Raw genomic sequence first — 20,959 nt, 5'->3', positions numbered from 1 at the left:
CAGGTATACCGTAATCATCCAAAACCACACGCCACAAGTCTCCCTACCCTACCGCTCAGCAGATAATAACCTTGTGTCATAAAACTGACACATTAAGATACCGACACCCGTTTATGTCTGTTTCGGAAAAAACAGCAACTATAAAGAAAGCATCGACGATATCGAGATATCAAGTTTTAAATTAACAGGATTGGAATTATAACTATGAAACGAACTGCCATTTTCCTAGCCGTTAGCGGATTCACCCTGTGTCCCGCTCTGTTCGCAAACGCAGACGAAGCAACCTTGCAGGAATTGAGGGACCAGGTTGCCGCCCTGACTGAGCGCCTCAATGCAATGGAAGCTAAAACCAAAGTAATGGAGGAAAAAACCAACCAGGTGGTTGCCACCGCAAAACCGGCCACTTCCTGGGCCGACCGAATCCAGTGGCACGGCGATGTCCGATACCGTGTCGAACAGACTGACAAAGACAGCGCCTACGATGACATCAACCGCAACCGGATACGTGCGCGCATTGGTCTCACCGCCCAGGTTTCCGATGACTTCAAGGCGGGAGTAGCACTGGCCAGCGGCAGTGAGTCGCCAACCTCCGCCAACCAGACCCTCGGAGGCGGCGGCAGCTCCAAACAAATCAATCTGGATATGGCCTGGATTGACTGGAATTTTGCCGAGAACCTGAATCTGGTGGCCGGCAAGACCAAAAATCCTTTCTATACCCCTGGTGGTAGCGGCCTGGTATGGGATAGCGATTATCGCCCTGAGGGCGGGCACCTGTCCTATGACAATGGCTCGGTCTGGGCCATTGCCGCCTATCACTTTCTGAATAGCTACGATGGCAGCAAAGGGACGGACGATATCGAGGAAATGTTTGGTGCCCAGCTAGGCTATAACGTAACAGTTTCCGAAAAAACATCCCTAAAGGTGGGCACCAGCTATCTTTATATACCGGTAGCCGGCAGTGCCGCTTTTTTTGAGGATAGTGATGATAATGCCGAGTTCTTTGGTAACACAGGGATTGGCGGAACCCATGCACTGGATTATGAAGTTGCCGAAGTCTTTGCCGAGTTGAATACCAAGCTCGCCGGCATACCAACCATGCTGTTTGCCGATTACGTCAAAAACACCGACAGCGATGCCGATGAAGACACAGGCTACGCGGCAGGATTCAAACTTGGCAAGGTAAAAGGCAGGGGTGACCTGGCCTTCAGCTATCTGTATCAGGATCTGGAAGCCGATGCTGTCTTTGCCGCTTTCGCTGACTCGGATTTTGCAGGCGGCGGCACTGACGTGAAAGGACATAAATACGGGGCCTATCTCGGCCTCAGCAAGAACACCACAGCAAGCCTGTCCTACTACGACACCGAAATCGGCAAAGTCAGAGGTGAAGGTAAAAAGAGTGACTACGACGCCATCAAGCTCAACATAGAGGCGAAATTCTAACCGGCCGTCCCGACAAGTATCAGAAAAATGGCCCCTACCGGGCCATTTTTTTTGTTACCCCCAATAGCCTTCACACCTTCCAGCTTGGCCAACCTCTCAGGGGACAAATTACCGAACACCCCAACTGTCACCAAAGTGTCACGAAACTATCATGGCGCTGAAACAATCGCGACCTAAGGTTCTCCTGTCTGAAGCAATCAGGCTAAACGCGTTTAGTAATTTGAGGAGAACGATTCAATGAAATCAAAAACATCTGCAATTTTAATCACCGGCGCCATGCTGAGTGCCGCTGTTTTGCCTGTTCAGGCGGACCCGATGCTGGATCTGCTGAAAGTGTTGCGGGATAAAGGCACCATCAGCGCCGAAGACTACAACGCCATCGCTGATGCGGCCCAAGCCCAAGAAGAAAAAATGGACAAGATGGTCGCCACCGCTTCCGCAAAATCCGCGGATTCCTGGGCCGATCGCATTCAATGGTACGGTGACTTCCGCTACCGCTACGAGGAAATGGACAACGACGCCAGAAACGACGACCGCCGTCGTAACCGCGTTCGCGCCCGTATAGGCCTGATGGCCCAGGTGACTGATGACATTAAGGCCAGTGTAGCCCTGGCCAGCGGCAGCGACGATCCCGTTTCCTCCAACCAGACTCTAGGGGACGCCGGCAGCAGCAAAGGTATCAACCTGGACCAGGCCTGGATCGACTGGAACTTTGCCGAAAACATGAACCTGGTGGCCGGTAAAACCAAAAACCCTTTCTATCAGCCTGCTAAAGACGGCCTGATCTGGGACGGCGACTACCGCCCGGAAGGTGGCCACCTGTCTTACGACAACGGCACTATCTGGGCTATCGGCGCTTATCACTTCCTTAACAGTGAACATAAACCGGATAAACTGCCCGCGACTACCAATGATAAAGAGGACACCGAAATGTTCGGCGCCCAACTGGGTTTCCGCGGCAAGCTGGCCGACAACCTGAATATTATCGTCGGTGCCAGCTACTACCACATTCCCACCGAAGGCTTGGCCCCCATCCTGGGCGCTGGCGAGAATTTTGGCAATAGCCTGGACCTCAGCGGCAACCACCTGTACGACTATGATATTGCCCAGGTGTTTGTCGAGCTAGAAACCAAACTGGCCGGACTGCCCGCCTCTGTGTGGGTCAACCACGTTACCAACACCGACAGCGACGCTGATGAAGATACTGGCTATACCGCCGGCTTCAAACTGGGCAAAGCCAAAAACCGCGGTGACTGGGAAATCGGTTACATGTACGAAGACCTGGAAGCCGACGCCGTCTATGGCACACTGTCTGATTCCGACTTCGGTGGCGGTGGTACCGATGTCAAAGGCCACAAATTCAAAGCTGGCCTGGGCCTCGCTAAAAACACAAAACTTGGCCTCACCTACTTCAAGAATGAGTATGGTGGCTTCAGCGGTGAGGAACTTGATTACGACCGCATTCAGCTGGACCTGGCAACCAAGTTTAAATAGCAGCACCCGGGTTAGCCGATAGCTGTCAGCCAACCCACAACATCTCTCACTTTAAACGGCCCTGCGGGGCCGTTTTTTTATGGTGCGTGAGTGAAAACAACAATGTCCAGTTGATAAAGCCGCTTGAGCAATTGCGCACCGTGAGCGATAACGGCGTCGGGGTTGTCATACCCCAACTCCGTGGCAATAGTTTGCAGCGCATCCAGACCGGTGCAACGACGTGCCTCAAGCAACTGCAACAGCCGGATTGTCACCGCGTTGCTCTCAAGAAACTTCACGCTCTGTTCCCGGTTACGATACACCACCAAGAACGTCGGCTGTTCGGGCGGTTCTGCTGGCTGGTATTCCTCACCAATCAAATGAACCGGATATTGATAGGACAGGCGCCACGCCAGTGGCGAAACCTGCAACGACTCAGCCATTACATCAACGGGGGTAGATGATGACTCCGGGAGATCCTCCTCGGCGACATCAAGTGCCAGCTCTACCCATTCATAATGGGCAAGTTCCAGCATAAACGGTGGGTCCGTCATCAGAGGTTCGCGTTCTTCCTGAAGGTACTTGAGGAACTCCTGACTGATCTCCAGAAAATAGGGTGAATGACTACAGTGTCGGCTGACAAAGTCGCGAACCAGGGCATGCCACAGCTGGTCGGCGATCAACTGCCTCAACACGGGGAAACCGGTTGCGATGAAAGATTCTATGTTGTTGTAAACCAGCTCCCGATAGATCTTCATACGCCGGTCTTCAACATCCGGAGGAGCAGGGTTGGTATCCGGGTCCCGCAGATGTGCAGCAAAAGCATATTGGGTTTGCTGGAATGTCGGCAGGGTTGATGAATCGAGGAATGATTCAGACATTGGCTACTCTTCCACGCTCACCGGTCTGCAGGGCTGACTGCTGCGACTGCCGGATACGCGCCACCTCCTCCAGCAATACAGGCACGGGTGGTATGTTAAAGTCCCGTTCCAGCAGGGTTGGCACAATGCCAAACTGTTGATAGGCCACGTCGAGGAGATGCCAGACAGGGTCAATAACATCCGCGCCGTGGGTATCGACTCGCAGATCGTCCGCCTCTTTGTAGTGGCCGGCAATATGGGCATAGACCACCCGCTCCCCGGGCAATTGCGCGAGGAACTCCTCTGCGTTGTAGCGATGGTTGATACTGTTCACGTAGATGTTGTTCACATCCAGCAACAAATCGCAGTCGGCCTCTGCGATCACCGCATTGATAAAGTCAATTTCAGACATTTCCTGTTGGGGCGCCGCATAGTAGGAGACGTTCTCCATTGCGATACGCCGGCCGAGAAAATCCTGAACCTGGCGAATTCTTTCAGCCACGTAGTGAACAGCCGACTCAGTGAACGGTATCGGCATCAGATCGTAGAGATGACCCTGATCACTGCAATAACTCAGGTGTTCAGTGTAGTAACGCACCTGGTGCTGATCGAGAAAGGCTTTGATTCCCGACAGCAGTTCAATATCCAACGGCGCGGGGGAACCGATTGACAGAGAAAGACCATGACAGACAAAGGGGTAGCGCTCCGTAAAGGCGCGGAACTGATGACCCAGACGGCCACCCACCCCTATCCAGTTTTCCGGGGCCACCTCCATAAAATCGATGCTTTCAGGCATCGGGGAAGACAGCGAACTCATCAGCGTTCGCCGCAACCCCAGCCCAGCCCCCTGAACGGGGTATTGGCGATCAAACATGGTTATACAGGCTACTCAACTTACCCTTGACCACCACATTTTCCTTCACCACATTTGCCTTCGCCACACTTTCCTTCCTTATCGCCTTTGTCACCTTTCTCGCTTTTCTTTCCTTCACCGCATTTACCTTCTTTATCTCCCTTTTCACCTTCACCGCATTTCCCTTCACCACATTTGCCTTCGCCATGGTTACCGGCCAATTTATAGCCTGCGCCCAGTTCAGTGGCCTGAAAGGGATTCTCGGAGGCGGATGCCATTGGGGAAAGGGCAACGGATGCCATAAACGCGGCGCCAACTGCCGCTGCCAGTGGATTCAAATTACGCTTGCTCATCATTAATCTCCATTTAGGTTAATTGGCTGATAGAGCACTCGACAGTAGATGAGAGGCTCTAAAGTCAGACTGAACGTCACAGAATAAGTTTCCCAAGCCAGCTTTGATACAGGATTATTCAAAAAATACACCAAATCAGGTCCCTGCCAGCATTGACTGCAACTCGAACCAGTGGGCAGTTATCCGTTTCTCCGAAACAGGCATACGCGTACCCAGTTGCTGAGCAAACAGTGAAACACGGTATTCCTGCAACATAAAGTAGTGCCGCCACACCTCCTCGCGAACGTCGCTGGCGAGATCGTCCCATTTACTGAAGCAGGGATACAGGCGATCCTCCAGTTTTGCCAACTGTTGTACTGACTGTCGATCCTTCTCCGGCTGGCCCGGCAGTTTTTCCAGTCGATACAGGATTGCCTTTAAATAGCGCGGATAGTGCTGCAACCACTCCGTGGGCACATCCAGCAAAAAACCGTCGCGGAACAGGCCGTCAATCTGCCGGTTGATGTCCGACACAGCGGGCAAAACAACGAATCCAAGTTTTTTAATGACTCGATACACCTCTGCCCGCAGGGGCAGGCAGCTGAGCAACAGCTGCTCGAGCTGCAGGGCGGCACCGGCAACCTCTGCCTTGCCCTCCAGAAGCTGCTGTTCAAAGACTTCGCGGTTTCGCGGCACGGTATGATGCTCAACCAGTGAGTGATAATAGGCTGCATCGATCAGTGAATTGAGCAGTTGCTCGCGACTTTGGAAGTGGGCAGCTTTCAGCGACAAATCGCACCCCTTCAGTAACGTTTTGCGGAGGTATTTCACCCCCTGTGAATAACTCAGCTGATAGAGCTTCAACAACCCCCTGACCGTTTCATTGGCGGCTCTTGCCGGATTATCCAGTAACTTCAAATCCACCCGGTTTCCGTTACAAACCAGCGCCGGATAGGTGCGAATAGCCAGCCCCTGCTGCCGGATGGTGAAACTCGTCGGCAATTCATCAAATGTCCAACCGGTAAGGTCTGTTTGCTCAATGCTGTCGACCGAGGATTCATTGATCGTTCGGGAGACCCGCCCCCGGTAGGTCGCTTTAAGCTCGGCCAGGTTGCGGTCCATCGCCAAAAGTTCGCCCTGTTCATCGATCAGGCGGATATTGATGGAATAAATGGGCTCCAGCTCAACCTGTTGCCACTGCTCATCGGCAACCGTCACACCGGAGAGCCTTTTCAGCTGATACCCGAGGGACTCGGCAAGGGGGAAATCACCCACCTTCAGGCCCGCCAGCGCTTTGTCCACAAAACCGGGAACCGGCACAAAATGGCGACGCAGTGATTTCGGCAACCCCTTGACCAAGGCAATACATTTGTCCCTCAGCATACCCGGCACCAGCCACTCAAAACGGTAGTTTGGCAACTGGTGGAGGATGCTGACGGGAACCGTCAGACTCACCCCGTCTTCGGGGTGTCCCGGCTCGAAATGGTAACTCAGTGGATAGACCGTACCCTGCCACTCCAGGTGATCCGGGTACTGGGCCTCAAGGTCTTCATCAAGCTCCCGCTGGACCAATAGGGACTCGTCCATCCACAATAATCTGGGGTCCTGCTTTTCGGCCTCGGCGCGCCACTTTTCAAAACCTTTCAGATTAACAATATGGGCGGGCAGACGCTCCTGGTAAAACTGGTACATCACCTCGTCGTCCACCAGCACATCGCGACGGCGGATTCGCGACTCCATGTTCTCGAGATTTTCCTGCAGTGATTGATTGTGATCGAAAAATGCACCCTTCCCCCGATACTCGCCCTCCACCAGTGCGGCACGAATGAAGATGTCGCGGCATGCGGATGGATCAATGGCACTGTAGTTACAGGGTTTTCTACTGAGAATCGGCAGTCCATACAATGTCTGCTGCTCAAAGGCCATCACCTGCCCTCGCCGGGCACTGTAGTGGGGCTCGCTGTAACTTTTCTTGACCAGGTGTGCAGCCAGTTCCTGCAGCCATTCAGGTTCAATCGCGGCGTTGACATGGCTATACAGTTTTGACGTCTCGATAATTTCTGCTGCCATTAGCCACTTAGGCGGTTTTTTAAACAGTCCTGAGGCGGGAAAAACATGAAACTTGCGATTGCGCGGGCCGAGAAATTCCCGTTCATCGTGGCGGAATCCCACTTGCCCCAGCAAACCGGTTAACAGGGCTCGGTGGATCGCCGGATAGTCCGCTGGATCACGGTTTTCGGGTAACTTCAGCTCACGACAATAACGGTGCAACTGGTGATGCAAATCCCGCCATTCCCTGATTCGCAGGGGCGATACAAACTGCTGCCGGCAATATCTGTCAAACGGATTGCGGCCCAATGCCTGGCGCTGGTCTTCCATCGTATTCCAGAGGTTTAACAGCGCCGTGAAATCCGAGTGTTTATCCTGCCACTGGCGATGTTTTTCGTCGGCGGCCTGCTGCTTGTCGGCGGGTCGCTCCCGGGGATCCTGAACACTGAGCGCGGAGACGATAACCAGCAATTCACGCAGGGCCCCTTCTTTTCCGGCCGCAAGTAACATCCTGCCCAACCTCGGATCGGCCGGAATACGGGAGAGTTGCCGCCCTGTCTCGGTCAACTCGCCCTGTGGGGTGACCGCGTGCAGCTCCTGTAACAGGCTGAAACCGTCGTTGATCAACCGCTGGTCCGGGGCCTCGACAAACGGAAAGTCACGGATATCACCAATTTTCAACTGCAGCATTTGTAGAATCACTGAAGCCAGGTTGGTGCGGACAATTTCGGGATCGGTATAGGCCGGACGGTTATTGAAGTCCACTTCGCTGTAGAGGCGAAAACAAACCCCTTCACTGACCCGGCCACAGCGCCCCTTGCGCTGGTTGGCACTGGCCTGAGAAACCGGTTCTATTGGCAGTCGTTGTACCTTGGTGCGATAACTGTAGCGACTGATTCTGGCCGTGCCCGGGTCAATCACATAACGGATGCCGGGCACTGTCAGGGAGGTTTCCGCCACATTGGTGGCCAGTACCACCCGTACACCCTTGTGGGGCAAAAATACCCGGCCCTGCTCCGCCAGACTCAAACGGGCATAGAGTGGCACCACCTCGAGGTGAGGCAGTTGCGCCTTGCGCAACAGATTGGCCGTTTCGCGAATCTCGCGCTCGCCGCTGAGGAACACCAGGATGTCACCCCGCTTTGGCAACGTCAGAATCTCTTCTACCGTATCCAGCACCTGCAGCGACAGGTCCCGGTCTTCCTCGGCGGGACGGTATTCAACGTCCACGGGATAGGTGCGGCCGGATACCTCGATAATCGGCGCATTATCAAAATGCCGGGAGAAGCGCTCTACATCAATAGTCGCAGAGGTGATAACCACTTTCAGGTCGGGACGCTGGGGGAGAATATTTTTCAGATAGCCGAGCAGGAAGTCGATATTCAGGCTCCGCTCATGGGCCTCATCAATAATCAGGGTATCGTAGCGCTGCAGCAGTCGATCGTGCTGAATATCGGCGAGCAGAATACCGTCCGTCATCAGTTTGACCAGCGTGTTGTCACCGCTTTGCTCACTGAAACGAACCTGATAACCGACCGTTTCGCCAAGTGGTTGCTGCAACTCCTCGGCGATACGGTTGGCCACCGTTCGGGCTGCAATGCGGCGCGGCTGGGTATGGCCAATCATACCGGCGACGCCCCGACCGAGCTCAAGACAGATTTTGGGTAACTGGGTGGTTTTACCGGAACCGGTTTCCCCGGCCACAATCACCACCTGGTGGCCGGCAATTGCTTTGCAAAGATCTTCCCGACGGGCCGCAATGGGCAGATCGTCCGGATACGTCAGCGGCGGCACACTGGCCCGACGCGCTTGATACTGTTGGCTGGATTTTTCCAGCCGTACCAAAAATGCCTGCATCTCCCGGTCAAACGGCTTGCCCTGCGCAGCCCGCCGGGCAATCTTGTCCAGTTGCCGGTTCAGCGGCCCACGGTCAACCCCGAGGCACAGCGCAATCCTGTCCCGCCATTGTGAAACATCGTCCGTCATCGTTGCATTCGTGCCATCCGGTCAGCTGTCACGCAACTCTCGACGCAAAACCTTACCGACGTTGGAGAGCGGCAGCTCATCACGGAACTCAATGTATTTTGGTAATTTATAGCGGGCCAGCTGCTTCGCACAGTAATCGTGCATATCGTCCGCAGTCAGCTTGGGGTTGGTACTGACCAGATACAACTTGACCGCTTCACCCGAGTGCTCGTCTGGCACGCCAACGACCGCGCAGTAACTGATGTCGGGGTGATGCGACACCACGTTTTCAATCTCATTGGGATAGACGTTAAAACCCGACACACTGATCATGTCTTTTTTACGGTCGTGGATGCGGAGAAATCCATCCCGGTCCACTGATGCAATGTCACCGGTTTTCAGCCAACCCTCGTCAGTAATGGTTTTGGCTGTCTCTTCAGGGAAATCCAGGTAGCCGGACATCACCTGCGGACCCCGTACCCAGAGTTCACCGTGTTCATCAACGGTTAATGCCTTCCCCTCGTCATCGACAATTCGCAACTCTGTCTCAGGAACGGCAATACCCACAGAGCCGGCCTTGCCTGAACCCCGTGGAGAAAATGACACGATCGGAGAAGCCTCGGTAAGACCATAGGCTTCGCTGATCTCGCAGCCGGTCTTGTCCTGCCAGGCCTTACCGGTGTCACTGGCCAAAGCGGAACCGCCTGACAGGGTAATTTTCAGGCCGGAAAAATCAATGCGGGTAAAGTCGGGATGTTTGAGCAATGCCACAAACAGGGTGTTCAGCCCGGAAAACAGCGTGGCGGGCCAGCGCCGCAACAGCTTGACGAAGCCCTTGATATCCCTCGGGTTTGGCACCAACAGGGAGTGAGCCCCGATATACACGCCGGTGGTTACAGAGAGCGCAAAGGCATAGATATGATAGAGCGGCAGCGGTGAGACAATCCGTTCTTTGCCCCGCTCCAGACCCGACATCTCAAGCAATGCCCAGGCCTGGCGAGTGACATTGACCATATTGCCATGACTGATGATGGCGGGTTTGGAGACACCCGTTGTCCCACCGGTGTATTGCAACAGCGCCATATCGTCCAGTGTCAGCGCAACTGGTTGATATTCGGCGTCGGCAGTCTCGGCAAATACCTGTTGCAAAGGGATTGCACGGCCGGGCTTCACCGCTTTACCCATCAGTTTAAGCACCACACTCATCAGCCGACGTTTAAGGGGTGGATGAAGATCGAAAGGAGTGGTGACAAACACGGTTTCAACCGGTGTCTGATCGCGTACGGCTTCCACGATACCCAGGAAGCGGTCAAACACCACCACGGCCTTCACCCCGGCGTGGTTGAGCTGATAGTCGAGTTCCACCTCGGTATACATTGGGTTGATATTCACCACCACCAACCCGGCTTTAAAAGCACCGTAAGCCACCACCAGGTACTGGATCAGACTGGGCATCTGAATAGCCAGGCGGTCACCGGGCTTTAGCTGGGTGTGCTGCTGCAAATAGGCGGCAAACCGGGTGGAAAGGGTATCCAGCTCAGCAAAGTTTAGCGTCCCCCCCAGGGACGTTACCGCTGGATTATCCGGAAAATGCGATACCGCATCCTCCAGCACATCCAGCAGTGACTGAAAATCACAGGGCGGCAACTCGGCGGGTAACCCAAAGTGCACCCACGATTTGCGTACTGCTTCGTTCACATCCATTGGCTGATGATTCTCAGACATTGCTCTCCCCCGGGATTGTTATGTTTTTACCGCACGGGTCATTCTGCAATGGTTTTAGCCCGATAACCAATGCTAACCAAATGGCTGGCGGACGTACAACAGAACTTGTAGTGGTTTGCTGACCATCATTGAATTAATTGCCAAAAGCACTGTAAACGACGTCCGCCAATGCGGCTTAAAGACCACAAATCCGTCATAATGCCGGCCATGATCATTCTGGAAAACATTACCCTGCAGCGGGGCACCAAACGGCTACTGGAAAAAACCAGCGCAACCATCCACCCGGGTCGAAAAATAGCATTGATTGGTGCCAATGGCGCTGGTAAATCGAGCCTTTTCAGCCTGCTTCTGGGGGAGTTGACAGTGGAGGAAGGCACGCTGCAGATCCCCGGTCAATGGCGCATGGCCCATATGGCACAGGAGGTGCAGACAACCGACCGGGCTGCGCTGGACTTTGTCATTGATGGTGATCAGGTCCTGCGCAAGCTGGAGGCAGACATCGCCCGGGCCGAAACCGATCAGGCCAACGACCGTCTGGCCAACCTGCATCAGGCACTGGACGAGATCGATGGTTATACCGCCCCACTGAGGGCAGAACAGCTACTGGAGGGACTGGGCTTTTCTGCAGTGGAAAGAGCTTCCCCGGTGAGCAGCTTTTCAGGTGGCTGGCGGATTCGCCTGAATCTGGCCAGAGCATTGATGTGCCCATCCGATTTTCTAATGCTCGACGAACCTACCAACCACCTGGATATGGATACGACTCTCTGGCTGGAGCGATGGCTGCAGAATTACCCGGGTACCGTTCTGCTGATATCCCACGATCGGGATTTTATCGACAACGTCTGCGAGGAAATTTTTCATATCGAACACGCCAGCCTGCTCAGCTACCGCGGCAACTACTCGGCGTTTGAGCGCCAGCGCAGTGAGCGACTCACCCAACAGCAGGCTGTTTATGAAAAGCAGCAACGTCGTATCGGAGAAATCAATCGGTTCGTCGCGCGCTTCAGGGCTCAGGCCACCAAAGCCCGACAGGCCCAGAGTCGCCTGAAGGAACTGGAGCGAATGGCGACCGTCGCTCCGGCTCATATTGATTCACCATTCGACTTTGAATTTTTCCCACCGGGGCGTATCAGCGATCCGCTGCTATCGCTCAGTAAAAGTGTGGTGGGTTATCCCGACCAGCCCATCCTCAGCGAAGTCGGCCTGACATTGCATCCGGGCAGTCGAATCGCACTGCTCGGCGCCAACGGCGCCGGTAAATCGACGCTGATAAAAACCCTCGCCGGTGATTTACCGGCCCTCGGTGGCGAGCGCGTTGCAGGGGAACACCTCTCCATCGGCTATTTCACCCAACACCAACTCGATGCTCTCGATATGTCCGCCAGTCCCCTGCTACATTTGCAGCGACTGACACCGACCGCCACAGAACAGAGCATGCGCAATTTTCTCGGTCGCTTTGATTTTCGTGGCGATATGGCACTGGATGTGATCGAGCATTTCTCAGGTGGCGAAAAGGCACGACTGGCGCTGGCGATCATTGTCTGGCTAAAACCCAACCTGCTGTTACTCGACGAACCCACCAACCATCTGGATCTTGAAATGCGCCATGCGCTGACCATGGCGCTACAGGACTTTGCCGGCGCCGTGGTATTGATCTCCCACGATCGGCATTTGATACGCAATACCGTTGATGAACTATTGCTGGTAAACGATGGCAGAGTGGCACCCTTTGAAGGCGATCTCAACAGCTACACCCACTGGCTGCTGTCACGTTTGCGCGACAAGGGCGGAGAAACATCTCCCGGGCCAGGGCCTGCTATACAGCGAAAACAGCAACGGCGTGAAGGGGCTGAAATCCGGCAACAGCTGCGCCCGCTCAAGAAGGCCCTGAGTGAAGCAGAAGTTCGCATGAACAAGCTGGATGAGACTGTCGGTGATATTGAAAATCGTCTTGCCGACCCGGCAATTTATCAACCCGAACACAAAGAGGCGCTGCAGTCACTGCTGCTTGAACAGAATCAGTTCAAACAGCAGCGAGAGGCGGTGGAGATTCAATGGCTGGAACTGGCCGAACAGCTGGAAGCGCTTGAAGCAGCCCTGACTCTCTAAGTCTCTAGGACTTCATTTCGTGGTCTGCAGTCCTGGAAGATCGAACTAGCTGACTGGCAATCAGCTGTCCACCGGTATACACCAGCAATGCTGCAAAAAAACATACGAAGATGGGCAGCGCTCCACGCAAGTAACCCTGCTCTGAAACACTGGTTAGCCCCTCATACAGGCTGACAAACCAGGCAGGTGCAAGATAGTTGAGGTCGGGGTAGGCATTGATTGGTACCAGTAGAGTGGCACTGATCAACAGCAGTAGCACATTGCGAAAATGTCTACCGGGTAACAGATCGCGAAAACGCCACAAAAAAAGCAACACCAGCCCACTACCGACATAATAGGCGACCAGCCCCCAAAGATAGTTTTCATCTGAATACATAAATACGCTCCTTTCCCTTTGATACGTCCGTTATTCAATCCGTGATCAGCGAGTATAACCTAATGGCGATGATTGCTTGGGATGTTTTGATTCACCGGCTGAAGCCGGGGTCGCTACTAAAAACCAGTTGGCAGAAAATGTCAAAGAGAACTCAAACAAACCGGATCAGCTGTTCACCCAGTGGATTACATGGTCCTCCATATCCTGCTCTGCCACTGAAAATTCTTCAACCACCCTGCCCCGGACCGAAATACCTGCCCGATGTACTGATTCAGGATCACCGGAAACCAGCGGATGCCAGGCTTTCAATTGACGACCGGCAGCCAGCAGGCGGTAGGCGCAGGTATCTGGCAACCAGTGAAATTGATCTATCTTTTCGGGTGACAGGGCCAGACAATCCGGCACTTTCGCCAGCCGATGCCGGTAATCGACGCAACGGCAGCTGGTCTGGTCGAGCAGCTGACAGGCAACATCCGTATAAAAGATATCGCCATTCTCCTCATCTTCAAGCTTGTGCAGACAACATCGGGCGCAACCATCACAGAGCTGCTCCCATTCGTACCGACTCATCTCTGCCAGTGATTTTTCTTCCCAAAAAGGTTTTTTGCTCAATCACTTACCCTTTAAAGCTTGTCGTTTTTATTACGCAATTCCTGCATATATGCCTCGGGACTTGGTGGCAACTGCAGGTAATAACCCTGCTCTCTGATCGCTTCGAGCACCTTGGCAATATCGGCTCTGGCCAGCTTTTTATCCAAAGACAACGCCAGGGTCATTGCCAGTTTGGGTTTGCCAAATCGCTGCAACAACGGCTCGGGGATTCGATCCAGGTCCTCCTGATGATCGACATAGAGATACATGGCTTCGTTTTTCGAGCTGCGATAGATTTTGCAGATTTGTTTACTCATTGACGGCACTCGGATTGGATGACAAAAGACGACTGACTTCTGCAAGAAGCGCCTGTCCGATCAGCTCATAGCGCCAACCTTCCCGCAAAGCAGCGGAGAGACGGGGCTTGCCGGTACCGACCGCCGAACGCACCAACTCTTCGATATCGCGCTTTCTGACCAGCATTTCAACCGACAGGTTGCGGGATTCTGCACATTCGCTGGCCACCGCCTTAAGCGCCTTTGCCATATCCCGGGCCGCTTTTGGCAAAGGCGCATCCAGCGGCGGCAAGGGTTTGGGATTTGATACATGATCACCCTGCGCCCGATGAATCAGCGACAGAAGATCGTCGCCATACCGGCGTAAAAAACCGGGAAATATACCTTCGATGCCGGCCAGTGACTGCTTGTTGGCCGGTTGCGCGATGGCGATATCCAGCAGGGTCCGGTCAGCTATCAGGCGGTTGCGCGGACGATTGCGCTGCCGCGCTTCGGATTCCCGCCACTGGCAAATTGCCTGCAATACCTGCAATGCTTTCGCTTCCAGCTTCCAGGCACCCTTAACCTTGCGATAATAGTCTGCAGTGTCATCGGTCTGAAGCGAACGACCGACCAATGTCGCCATTTCCTCGTCCATCCATACCGTCCGGTCAAGTTTTTTAAGGGCTTCAACCAGCAAATGGTAGACAGGCAGCAGGAAATAGACATCGGAAGCCGCATAACCCAGTTGCGCTTCACTGAGGGGCCGCTGCAGCCAGTCTGAGCGGGTCTCGCCCTTGGGCACATGATGACCCAGCATGTCATCCACCAAGGCAGCATAGCCCCGGGAGAACCCGAAACCGGTCAGGGCAGCCGCAATCTGGGTATCAAACAGGGGTTGAGGCAGAGTACCCATCACATGCTGCAACACCTCCAGATCCTCAGAACAGGAGTGGAACACCTTGATGATTGCCGGGCTTTTAAAAACGCTGCCCAGCGCATCGAGTGATTCCAGCGCCACGGGATCAATTAGCCAGCATTGCTGTCCGTCAAATATCTGGATCAAACCCAATATCGGGTAAAACGTATCGGTCCGCATAAACTCGGTGTCAACGGCCAGCACATCGGATTTATGCAGCGCTTCGACACAGTGGCTCAAAGCGGCACTGTCAGCCACCAGAATCGGTGGCGGCATTTGTTCAGACATCAGTGCTTCCCGTTACAAAGGTCATTAAGAAATCTGCGGTATGAATTGGCAGACCCACTATAGTTGTTTGCGGCTGGTAAAGGCATGGGACAGGGTTCCGCCATCCACATATTCAAGCTCGCCACCCATTGGCACTCCGTGGGCGATACGACTCACTGTCACATTGAGCATTCTGGCTCTTTCACTGATGTAATGAGCCGTGGTTTCGCCCTCGACGGTGAGATTCGTGGCCAGAATCAATTCATTGATCTCTTCTTCAGCCAACCGGGACATCAGATGATCGACACCGATGGCATCCGGCCCAATACCATCAATCGGCGAAAGATGGCCCAGCAGGACAAAATAACGCCCCCGATAGCTGCCGCTATGCTCAATAGCAAACATATCGGCCGGTGTTTCCACCACGCATAACTGATGGATGTCGCGACGCCCGTTACTGCATATTTCACACAGGTCGGCTTCTGTCAGCGTCCGGCACATCTGGCAACGCCGCACGTGTTCAGCGGCCTGACTCAGAGCACTGGAAAGGCGAACGGCGCCATCGCGGTTGCGCTCCAGCAGTTGCAGCGCCATTCGCTGGGCGGACTTTGGGCCCACACCGGGCAGACAGCGCAAGGCATCAATCAATTCGTCTATCAAGGGGCTGAACACAATCTGTTTCCAATCTCCGGGGAATTATTCGAACGCACCCTTCAATCAATGCGTCCTGTCTTGCCGCCTGATCAACAGTTCAAAAAGGCATCTGAAAGCCCGGCGGCAGCTGCATGCCACCGGTGAGCTTTTCCATCTGTTTGCGCTGGTCCTCCTCGACCTTCCTGACGGCATCATTGACAGCCGCTGCCAACAGATCTTCCAGGAACCCTTTTTCTTCACTGAGCAGGGATGGATCCAGATTGACCTTCCGCACATCGTGGCGACCATTCATCACCACCTGAACCAGACCGGCACCCGCTTCCCCGGTGACCTCTGTTTTGGCCGCCTCGGCCTGCAATTGCTGCATCTTTGTTTGCATGTCCTGAGCTTGCTTCATCAATTCATTTATATTCATAAAGTTACCGATATTTATTAATCTATTGGTTTAATCGTATTTTCCAGCAAAACCCCGTTAAACAGCTCGGTGATTCGCCGGACATTGGGATCCAGTCGCAGCTGCTCCACCGCCTGCGACTGGCGTTCACGGCGCAGTCTTTCAGTGCGGGCCAAAGGGGTTTCAGTAGCGACTGCACCTACTTCAATCTGCACGGTCACTGGCTCGCCAAAGTATTCTGTGAGGACATCGGCGAGGCGCTGCTGATGCGATTCCTCATACAGCGAACTACTGGCGATATCCAGCACAAAGTGCAACGTTGGGCCATCGACTTCCACCAGGCACAAATTGGCGGCAATATTTTGCAGTAAACCAGCCACCTGAAGTCCCTGGTAAATCTCAATCCAGCGATCCGGCACAGCCTCAGCCAATAGCACCTTAGTCACTGTATCGGGAGTCACTGTACCTGGAGTCACTGCTGCTGAAGGAATCGCACTTTCAGCCATCTCAGGCACCACGTCATCGGTCTGCACTGCCGGCGTCAAATCACGAGTTACCCCTGGCTGCTGACCCGATACAGGCCCCGTTTTATTCTCAACAGCAGCCTGATGTCGGGCCTGACGGGAAAATGAGGCCAGCGTCTCCGACTCAACCCACGGTGCCGGCTCTATGGACGTTACCGCCACACCTGTAGTTGATGGCTTGGGCGGATCGACGACAGCGGGATTGGCGGGCAGCGTTTCCGTTGCCTCGGCTGCAATGGCACCATCCATCGCAACATCCGGGGCAGCGTCAACCGATGATCGATCCACAGCTGGTTTCAATGTTTCTACAGAGAAGGTTTCTACAGAACCTGCCTGTACAGTCGCTGACGACGCGCTGTGGTGATCACCGGATAGGGGCTTTTTTGGCGCCCCCTCCGCCTCCTCTGCGGTCGGAGCAGCGGACACAGTAGGCGCACCCCCTGCAACCGGGGGTGGTTGTACAGCACTTTCTGCCGCTGGCTGAAATGCCAGCATTCTCAGCAGAGCCATTTCAAAGCCGATTCGGGGTTCCGGTGCCAGCGGCAAATCGCGTCGCCCCAACAGGGCTATCTGGTAAAACAACTGAACATCTTCGGGGCTGAGTGCTTTTGCCAACTCGCGCACCAATGGGTCATCACCATGACGATTGTCCAGCGCATCGGGAACGGTTTGGGCGATGGCAACCCGGTGCCAGACCGACAGCAGATCGGCCAGTGCGGCACCAAAATCCGGAGCGTGCTCCGCCATACGCCCGACTACCGCCAGTACATCCACCGCATCACGGTTGGCCAGTGCCCGGGCAATATCGGCAATAGCCCCAAGGTCGATGGTGCCCAGCATGTCATAGACTTCCGCCTCGGTGATTTTGCCACCACCGTGAGCAATGGCCTGATCGGCTAGGCTCAGGGCGTCTCGCATACTGCCGTCGGCAGAGCGGGCCAGGGCCCAGAGACCCGCCTCCTCGCAGGGAACCTTCTCCTCACCCAACACAAACTGCAGATGCGCCACAATCCGCTCGGGGCTTAGATGCTTGAGATTAAATTGCAGGCAGCGCGACAGAATCGTCACCGGCAATTTTTGCGGATCCGTGGTGGCCAGCAGGAATTTTACGTGAGGCGGCGGTTCTTCGAGGGTCTTCAGCAGTGCGTTGAAGCTGTGACCAGAGAGCATATGCACCTCATCGATCAGGTAGACCTTGAAGCGCCCCGCCGTCGGTGCGTATTGAACGTTGTCCAGCAACTCCCGCGTATCCTCGACCTTGGTACGGGAAGCCGCATCCACTTCAATCAGATCGACAAATCGACCCTCTGCAATCGACACACACGCACTGCATGTACCGCAGGGATTAGAGCTGATACCCGTATCGCAATTGAGACACTTGGCCAGAATCCGGGCAATAGTGGTTTTCCCCACGCCCCGGGTACCGGTAAACAGGTAGGCATGGTGCAGCCGGTTGTTATCGAGGGCATTGATCAGGGCCCGCAACACATGCTCCTGCCCAACCATCTCGCTGAAGTTGCGAGGGCGCCACTTGCGGGCCAGAACCTGATAACTCATGGGGCAGTATCCGCCTTGCTGAAAGGAATGATTATAGGGTGATCACTCCGGCATCGAAAGCCGCAGCGCATCAGGCAGACTCGCGAACAGTGTCGCTGTCGGCATCCCAGAGATTGACCGCACCGATACGTGGCGCCCGTTCCAGTTTTAAATCCGCAAAGTCAAACAGGGCGGCATCGGCCAGCTGGGAGGGCTCAACGGACTGAATGGCACTAAAGATCGTTTCCAGCCGTCCGGGATGCTCTTTTTCCCAGGTTTGCAACATGTCCTTGATGACCTTGCGCTGCAAGCCATCCTGAGAACCGCACAGGTTACAGGGAATAATCGGAAACTGCTTGGCTATGGCATAGCGCTCCAGGTCACTTTCCTTGCAGTAGGCAAGTGGGCGTATCACCATATTCTGCTTGTCATCGCTGAGCAGTTTTGGCGGCATGGACTTCAGTTTTCCGCCGTAGAACATATTCAGAAACAGGGTTTCAATGATGTCATCGCGGTGGTGGCCAAGGGCGATTCTGGTGGCACCAATCTGCTCGGCAAAACCGTACAAGGTCCCGCGCCGCAGCCGCGAACAGAGACTGCAGTAGGTCTTACCTTCCGGAATCAACTCGGTGACAACACTGTAGGTGTCCTTTTCCAGAATATGAAAGGGAACCCCCAGTTCGGTCAAATAGCGGGGCAGCACCTCCGGCGGAAAGCCGGGTTGTTTCTGGTCGAGATTGACGGCGACCAGCTCAAAGCTGACCGGTGCGGTTTTCTGCAGGCCCAGCAAAATATCCAGCATACCGTAGGAATCTTTCCCGCCGGACAGGCAGACCATCACCTTGTCACCCTCTTCAATCATATTGAAGTCGGCAATGGCCTTGCCCACATTGCGGCGCAGGCGTTTTTGCAGCTTGTTGAATTCCAGCCGCTGTTTGCGAGTATCAAAATCGATCATGGTTGTCTTGTAACAGTTTTTAGGTTGTGGAACCACTCAGAAAAGAGGCTATTCTAACGGTTTTTAGCGCATGCGCCCAAACAGGTCAGGCGCTGTCGGCATAGCGGTTCTGCAAGGCCTGATAAAGATCATCCTTGAATTCCGGGCAACGATGATCAAGCTCGGCAACCGCTTCCACTAGGTGTTCATTATCTTCCTTGCTGCCCCACTGCTTGCGGTAGCTGCCGTCCTGGTAACCGTGGTCCTGGCGAAAAAAATTCAGCACATTTTTACCGACATAGCGGGTGTAGAGCTCATCAAAACTCAACCCCACCCCCGCCATCAAGGCACCGAACCCGGCCACATCAAATTTTTTGGTTTGCAGGGTGTTCAGGGTAAAGGCCTCGAGGTCTTCGCGAAAATCCCCGGAGGGTCCCGCATTTGCCAGCTGCTGTTCCACCAACTGGGCAATATCGCCATGATTCCGGGATTCCAGCAGCAGGATACTGAGACCGAAATGCCAGATATCCACCAGCTCCAGTTTTACCTGGTTGGCATCCGGCATCTGTTTTTTCCACCACTTCCAACCGTAGTGATCAAGCAATTCGGCACACTCCACCCATATCGCCCGATACCACGCAAAATGCTGCTCTGCCCAGTTCTCGTTCACCCTGCTGTTCATCGCATTCTGCAACTCCAGCATCGCCAGTATCTGTTGCTTCATAAGCACTCCGTCTCTGTTGGGGGAAGCGGGCACTCAGGCCCGCACGAATCTGTTGTGGTGCTTCTCATCACCGATCGTGGTGCCCGGACCATGTCCGGTGACCACGGCCACATTGTCATCCAGGGTGTAGAGCCGCTCGCGAATGGACTTGACGATCTGGCCGTGATTGCCACCAGGTAAGTCGGTGCGGCCGATACCACTGCGAAACAGGGTATCTCCGGCGATCAATAGATCGGCCGGCTCGAACCAGAAACTGGTGGAACCAGGCGTGTGCCCCGGGGTATGCAAGGCCACGCCGCCACAACAACCCAGATCATGGTCATCCTCAAAGTAATGATCCGGATCGGGCAGGGTCACCAGGGGCACGCCAAACATGGCACATTGTTCCGCTACACCACGCCACAGAAACATGTCCTGCCGGTGCAGATAAATCGGTGCACCGGTGGCCTTTTTGATCTCACCAGCGGCCAGTATATGATCCAGATGCGCATGGGTATGAATAATTGCCACAACCACCAGCTGCAGTTCAGCCAGAATGGCCTGAATATCTGCGGCATTGCCACCGGGGTCAACCACCAGTGCCCGGCGGGTGGCCGGGTCGCCTATGACCGTGCAGTTACACTGCAACGGCCCCACTGGAAAGGTTCGAACGATATAGGGTGTCGCTTGGTTCATAACAGGCTGAATTCATCAATCGCAAACCCGGCATCTTAGCATAGTTGGCACTATTCATTGAGCACACGGGGATCCTGAAAAAACAGAGAAACCCGACCTCGGACTCCTGCTTCGTTTTCGCTGATCCAGATATCTTCCTCCCGCGTAATTATTGACGAAAGGTTCTTGCACCAGCTGTGATCAAAATTGTCCTGCTCAGGAACCATCGATAACGGAAAGACTCATAGTTGCCGATATATCGGTAACATCTGTGTTTAACAGCACCATTTGCGAAACGGCTA

18 protein-coding genes are annotated in these 20,959 nt (G+C 54.4%); 3 read left to right on the top strand and 15 right to left on the bottom strand.

What is annotated here, in order from left to right:
- The first annotated feature begins 204 nt into the window (after window positions 1–204).
- Entirely contained in the window at window positions 205–1,440 is a 1,236-nt protein-coding gene (locus QZ516_RS04090) for a putative porin (RefSeq protein WP_297186592.1), read from the top strand.
- A 237-nt stretch (window positions 1,441–1,677) separates the two neighbouring features.
- Entirely contained in the window at window positions 1,678–2,934 is a 1,257-nt protein-coding gene (locus tag QZ516_RS04085) for a putative porin (RefSeq protein ID WP_297186589.1), read from the top strand.
- Window positions 2,935–3,011: 77 nt separating this feature from the next.
- Here QZ516_RS04085 and QZ516_RS04080 read toward each other — a convergent pair whose 3' ends face one another.
- From QZ516_RS04080 to QZ516_RS04060, 5 genes are all read right to left on the bottom strand, one after another.
- Window positions 3,012–3,794, bottom strand: coding sequence for a putative DNA-binding domain-containing protein (locus tag QZ516_RS04080; protein WP_297186586.1), 783 nt, complete (start codon window positions 3,792–3,794; stop codon window positions 3,012–3,014).
- On the bottom strand, window positions 3,787–4,647 hold the full coding sequence (locus tag QZ516_RS04075; protein ID WP_297186584.1) for a DUF692 domain-containing protein: 861 nt from the start codon (window positions 4,645–4,647) through the stop codon (window positions 3,787–3,789). Before QZ516_RS04075 ends, QZ516_RS04080 begins: the two co-directional genes overlap by 8 nt.
- A 20-nt stretch (window positions 4,648–4,667) precedes the next feature.
- Entirely contained in the window at window positions 4,668–4,982 is a 315-nt protein-coding gene (locus QZ516_RS04070) for a hypothetical protein (RefSeq protein ID WP_365332864.1), read from the bottom strand.
- Between the two features lie 132 nt (window positions 4,983–5,114).
- Entirely contained in the window at window positions 5,115–8,993 is a 3,879-nt protein-coding gene (gene hrpA / locus QZ516_RS04065) for an ATP-dependent RNA helicase HrpA (RefSeq protein WP_297186582.1), read from the bottom strand.
- Window positions 8,994–9,014: 21 nt separating this feature from the next.
- Complete coding sequence (locus QZ516_RS04060; RefSeq protein ID WP_297186579.1) at window positions 9,015–10,697, bottom strand: AMP-binding protein; 1,683 nt, start codon at window positions 10,695–10,697, stop codon at window positions 9,015–9,017.
- Between the two features lie 168 nt (window positions 10,698–10,865).
- Here QZ516_RS04060 and QZ516_RS04055 point away from each other — a divergent pair, with 168 nt between their 5' ends.
- Window positions 10,866–12,806, top strand: a complete 1,941-nt coding sequence (locus QZ516_RS04055; protein WP_365332860.1) for an ATP-binding cassette domain-containing protein — start codon at window positions 10,866–10,868, stop codon at window positions 12,804–12,806.
- A 4-nt stretch (window positions 12,807–12,810) separates the two neighbouring features.
- On the opposite strand, the gene QZ516_RS04050 is transcribed toward QZ516_RS04055, so the two are convergent.
- The 10 genes from QZ516_RS04050 to QZ516_RS04005 form a co-directional block, all read right to left on the bottom strand.
- Window positions 12,811–13,182: a hypothetical protein gene (locus QZ516_RS04050; RefSeq protein ID WP_297186576.1), complete on the bottom strand. Its 372-nt coding sequence runs from the start codon at window positions 13,180–13,182 to the stop codon at window positions 12,811–12,813.
- 165 nt (window positions 13,183–13,347) lie between these two features.
- Window positions 13,348–13,794: a YcgN family cysteine cluster protein gene (locus QZ516_RS04045; protein WP_297186574.1), complete on the bottom strand. Its 447-nt coding sequence runs from the start codon at window positions 13,792–13,794 to the stop codon at window positions 13,348–13,350.
- Between the two features lie 11 nt (window positions 13,795–13,805).
- Window positions 13,806–14,090, bottom strand: a complete 285-nt coding sequence (locus QZ516_RS04040) for a YcgL domain-containing protein (RefSeq protein WP_297186571.1) — start codon at window positions 14,088–14,090, stop codon at window positions 13,806–13,808.
- The gene (rnd, locus tag QZ516_RS04035) at window positions 14,083–15,255 is read right to left on the bottom strand and encodes a ribonuclease D (protein ID WP_297186568.1); all 1,173 of its coding nucleotides are present in this window, start codon (window positions 15,253–15,255) and stop codon (window positions 14,083–14,085) included. The genes QZ516_RS04040 and rnd overlap by 8 nt, the downstream gene beginning before the upstream one ends.
- A gap of 57 nt (window positions 15,256–15,312) precedes the next feature.
- Window positions 15,313–15,906, bottom strand: a complete 594-nt coding sequence (recR, locus tag QZ516_RS04030; RefSeq protein WP_297186564.1) for a recombination mediator RecR — start codon at window positions 15,904–15,906, stop codon at window positions 15,313–15,315.
- A 79-nt stretch (window positions 15,907–15,985) separates the two neighbouring features.
- On the bottom strand, window positions 15,986–16,303 hold the full coding sequence (locus tag QZ516_RS04025) for a YbaB/EbfC family nucleoid-associated protein (protein ID WP_297186561.1): 318 nt from the start codon (window positions 16,301–16,303) through the stop codon (window positions 15,986–15,988).
- 17 nt (window positions 16,304–16,320) lie between these two features.
- Complete coding sequence (dnaX, locus tag QZ516_RS04020) at window positions 16,321–18,363, bottom strand: DNA polymerase III subunit gamma/tau (RefSeq protein ID WP_297186558.1); 2,043 nt, start codon at window positions 18,361–18,363, stop codon at window positions 16,321–16,323.
- Between the two features lie 70 nt (window positions 18,364–18,433).
- Window positions 18,434–19,297, bottom strand: coding sequence for a tRNA 2-thiocytidine(32) synthetase TtcA (gene ttcA, locus QZ516_RS04015; protein WP_297187288.1), 864 nt, complete (start codon window positions 19,295–19,297; stop codon window positions 18,434–18,436).
- 88 nt (window positions 19,298–19,385) lie between these two features.
- The gene (locus QZ516_RS04010) at window positions 19,386–20,003 is read right to left on the bottom strand and encodes a dUTP diphosphatase (RefSeq protein ID WP_297186556.1); all 618 of its coding nucleotides are present in this window, start codon (window positions 20,001–20,003) and stop codon (window positions 19,386–19,388) included.
- Window positions 20,004–20,036: 33 nt separating this feature from the next.
- A complete protein-coding gene (locus QZ516_RS04005) occupies window positions 20,037–20,678 on the bottom strand; it encodes an MBL fold metallo-hydrolase (RefSeq protein WP_297186554.1) in 642 nt (213 codons plus the stop codon).
- Between the last annotated feature and the right edge of the window lie 281 nt (window positions 20,679–20,959).

The sequence above is a fragment of the uncultured Porticoccus sp. genome (assembly GCF_913061305.1).
Classification (GTDB): domain Bacteria; phylum Pseudomonadota; class Gammaproteobacteria; order Pseudomonadales; family Porticoccaceae; genus Porticoccus.
This window is presented reverse-complemented; position numbering and strand designations above follow the sequence as displayed.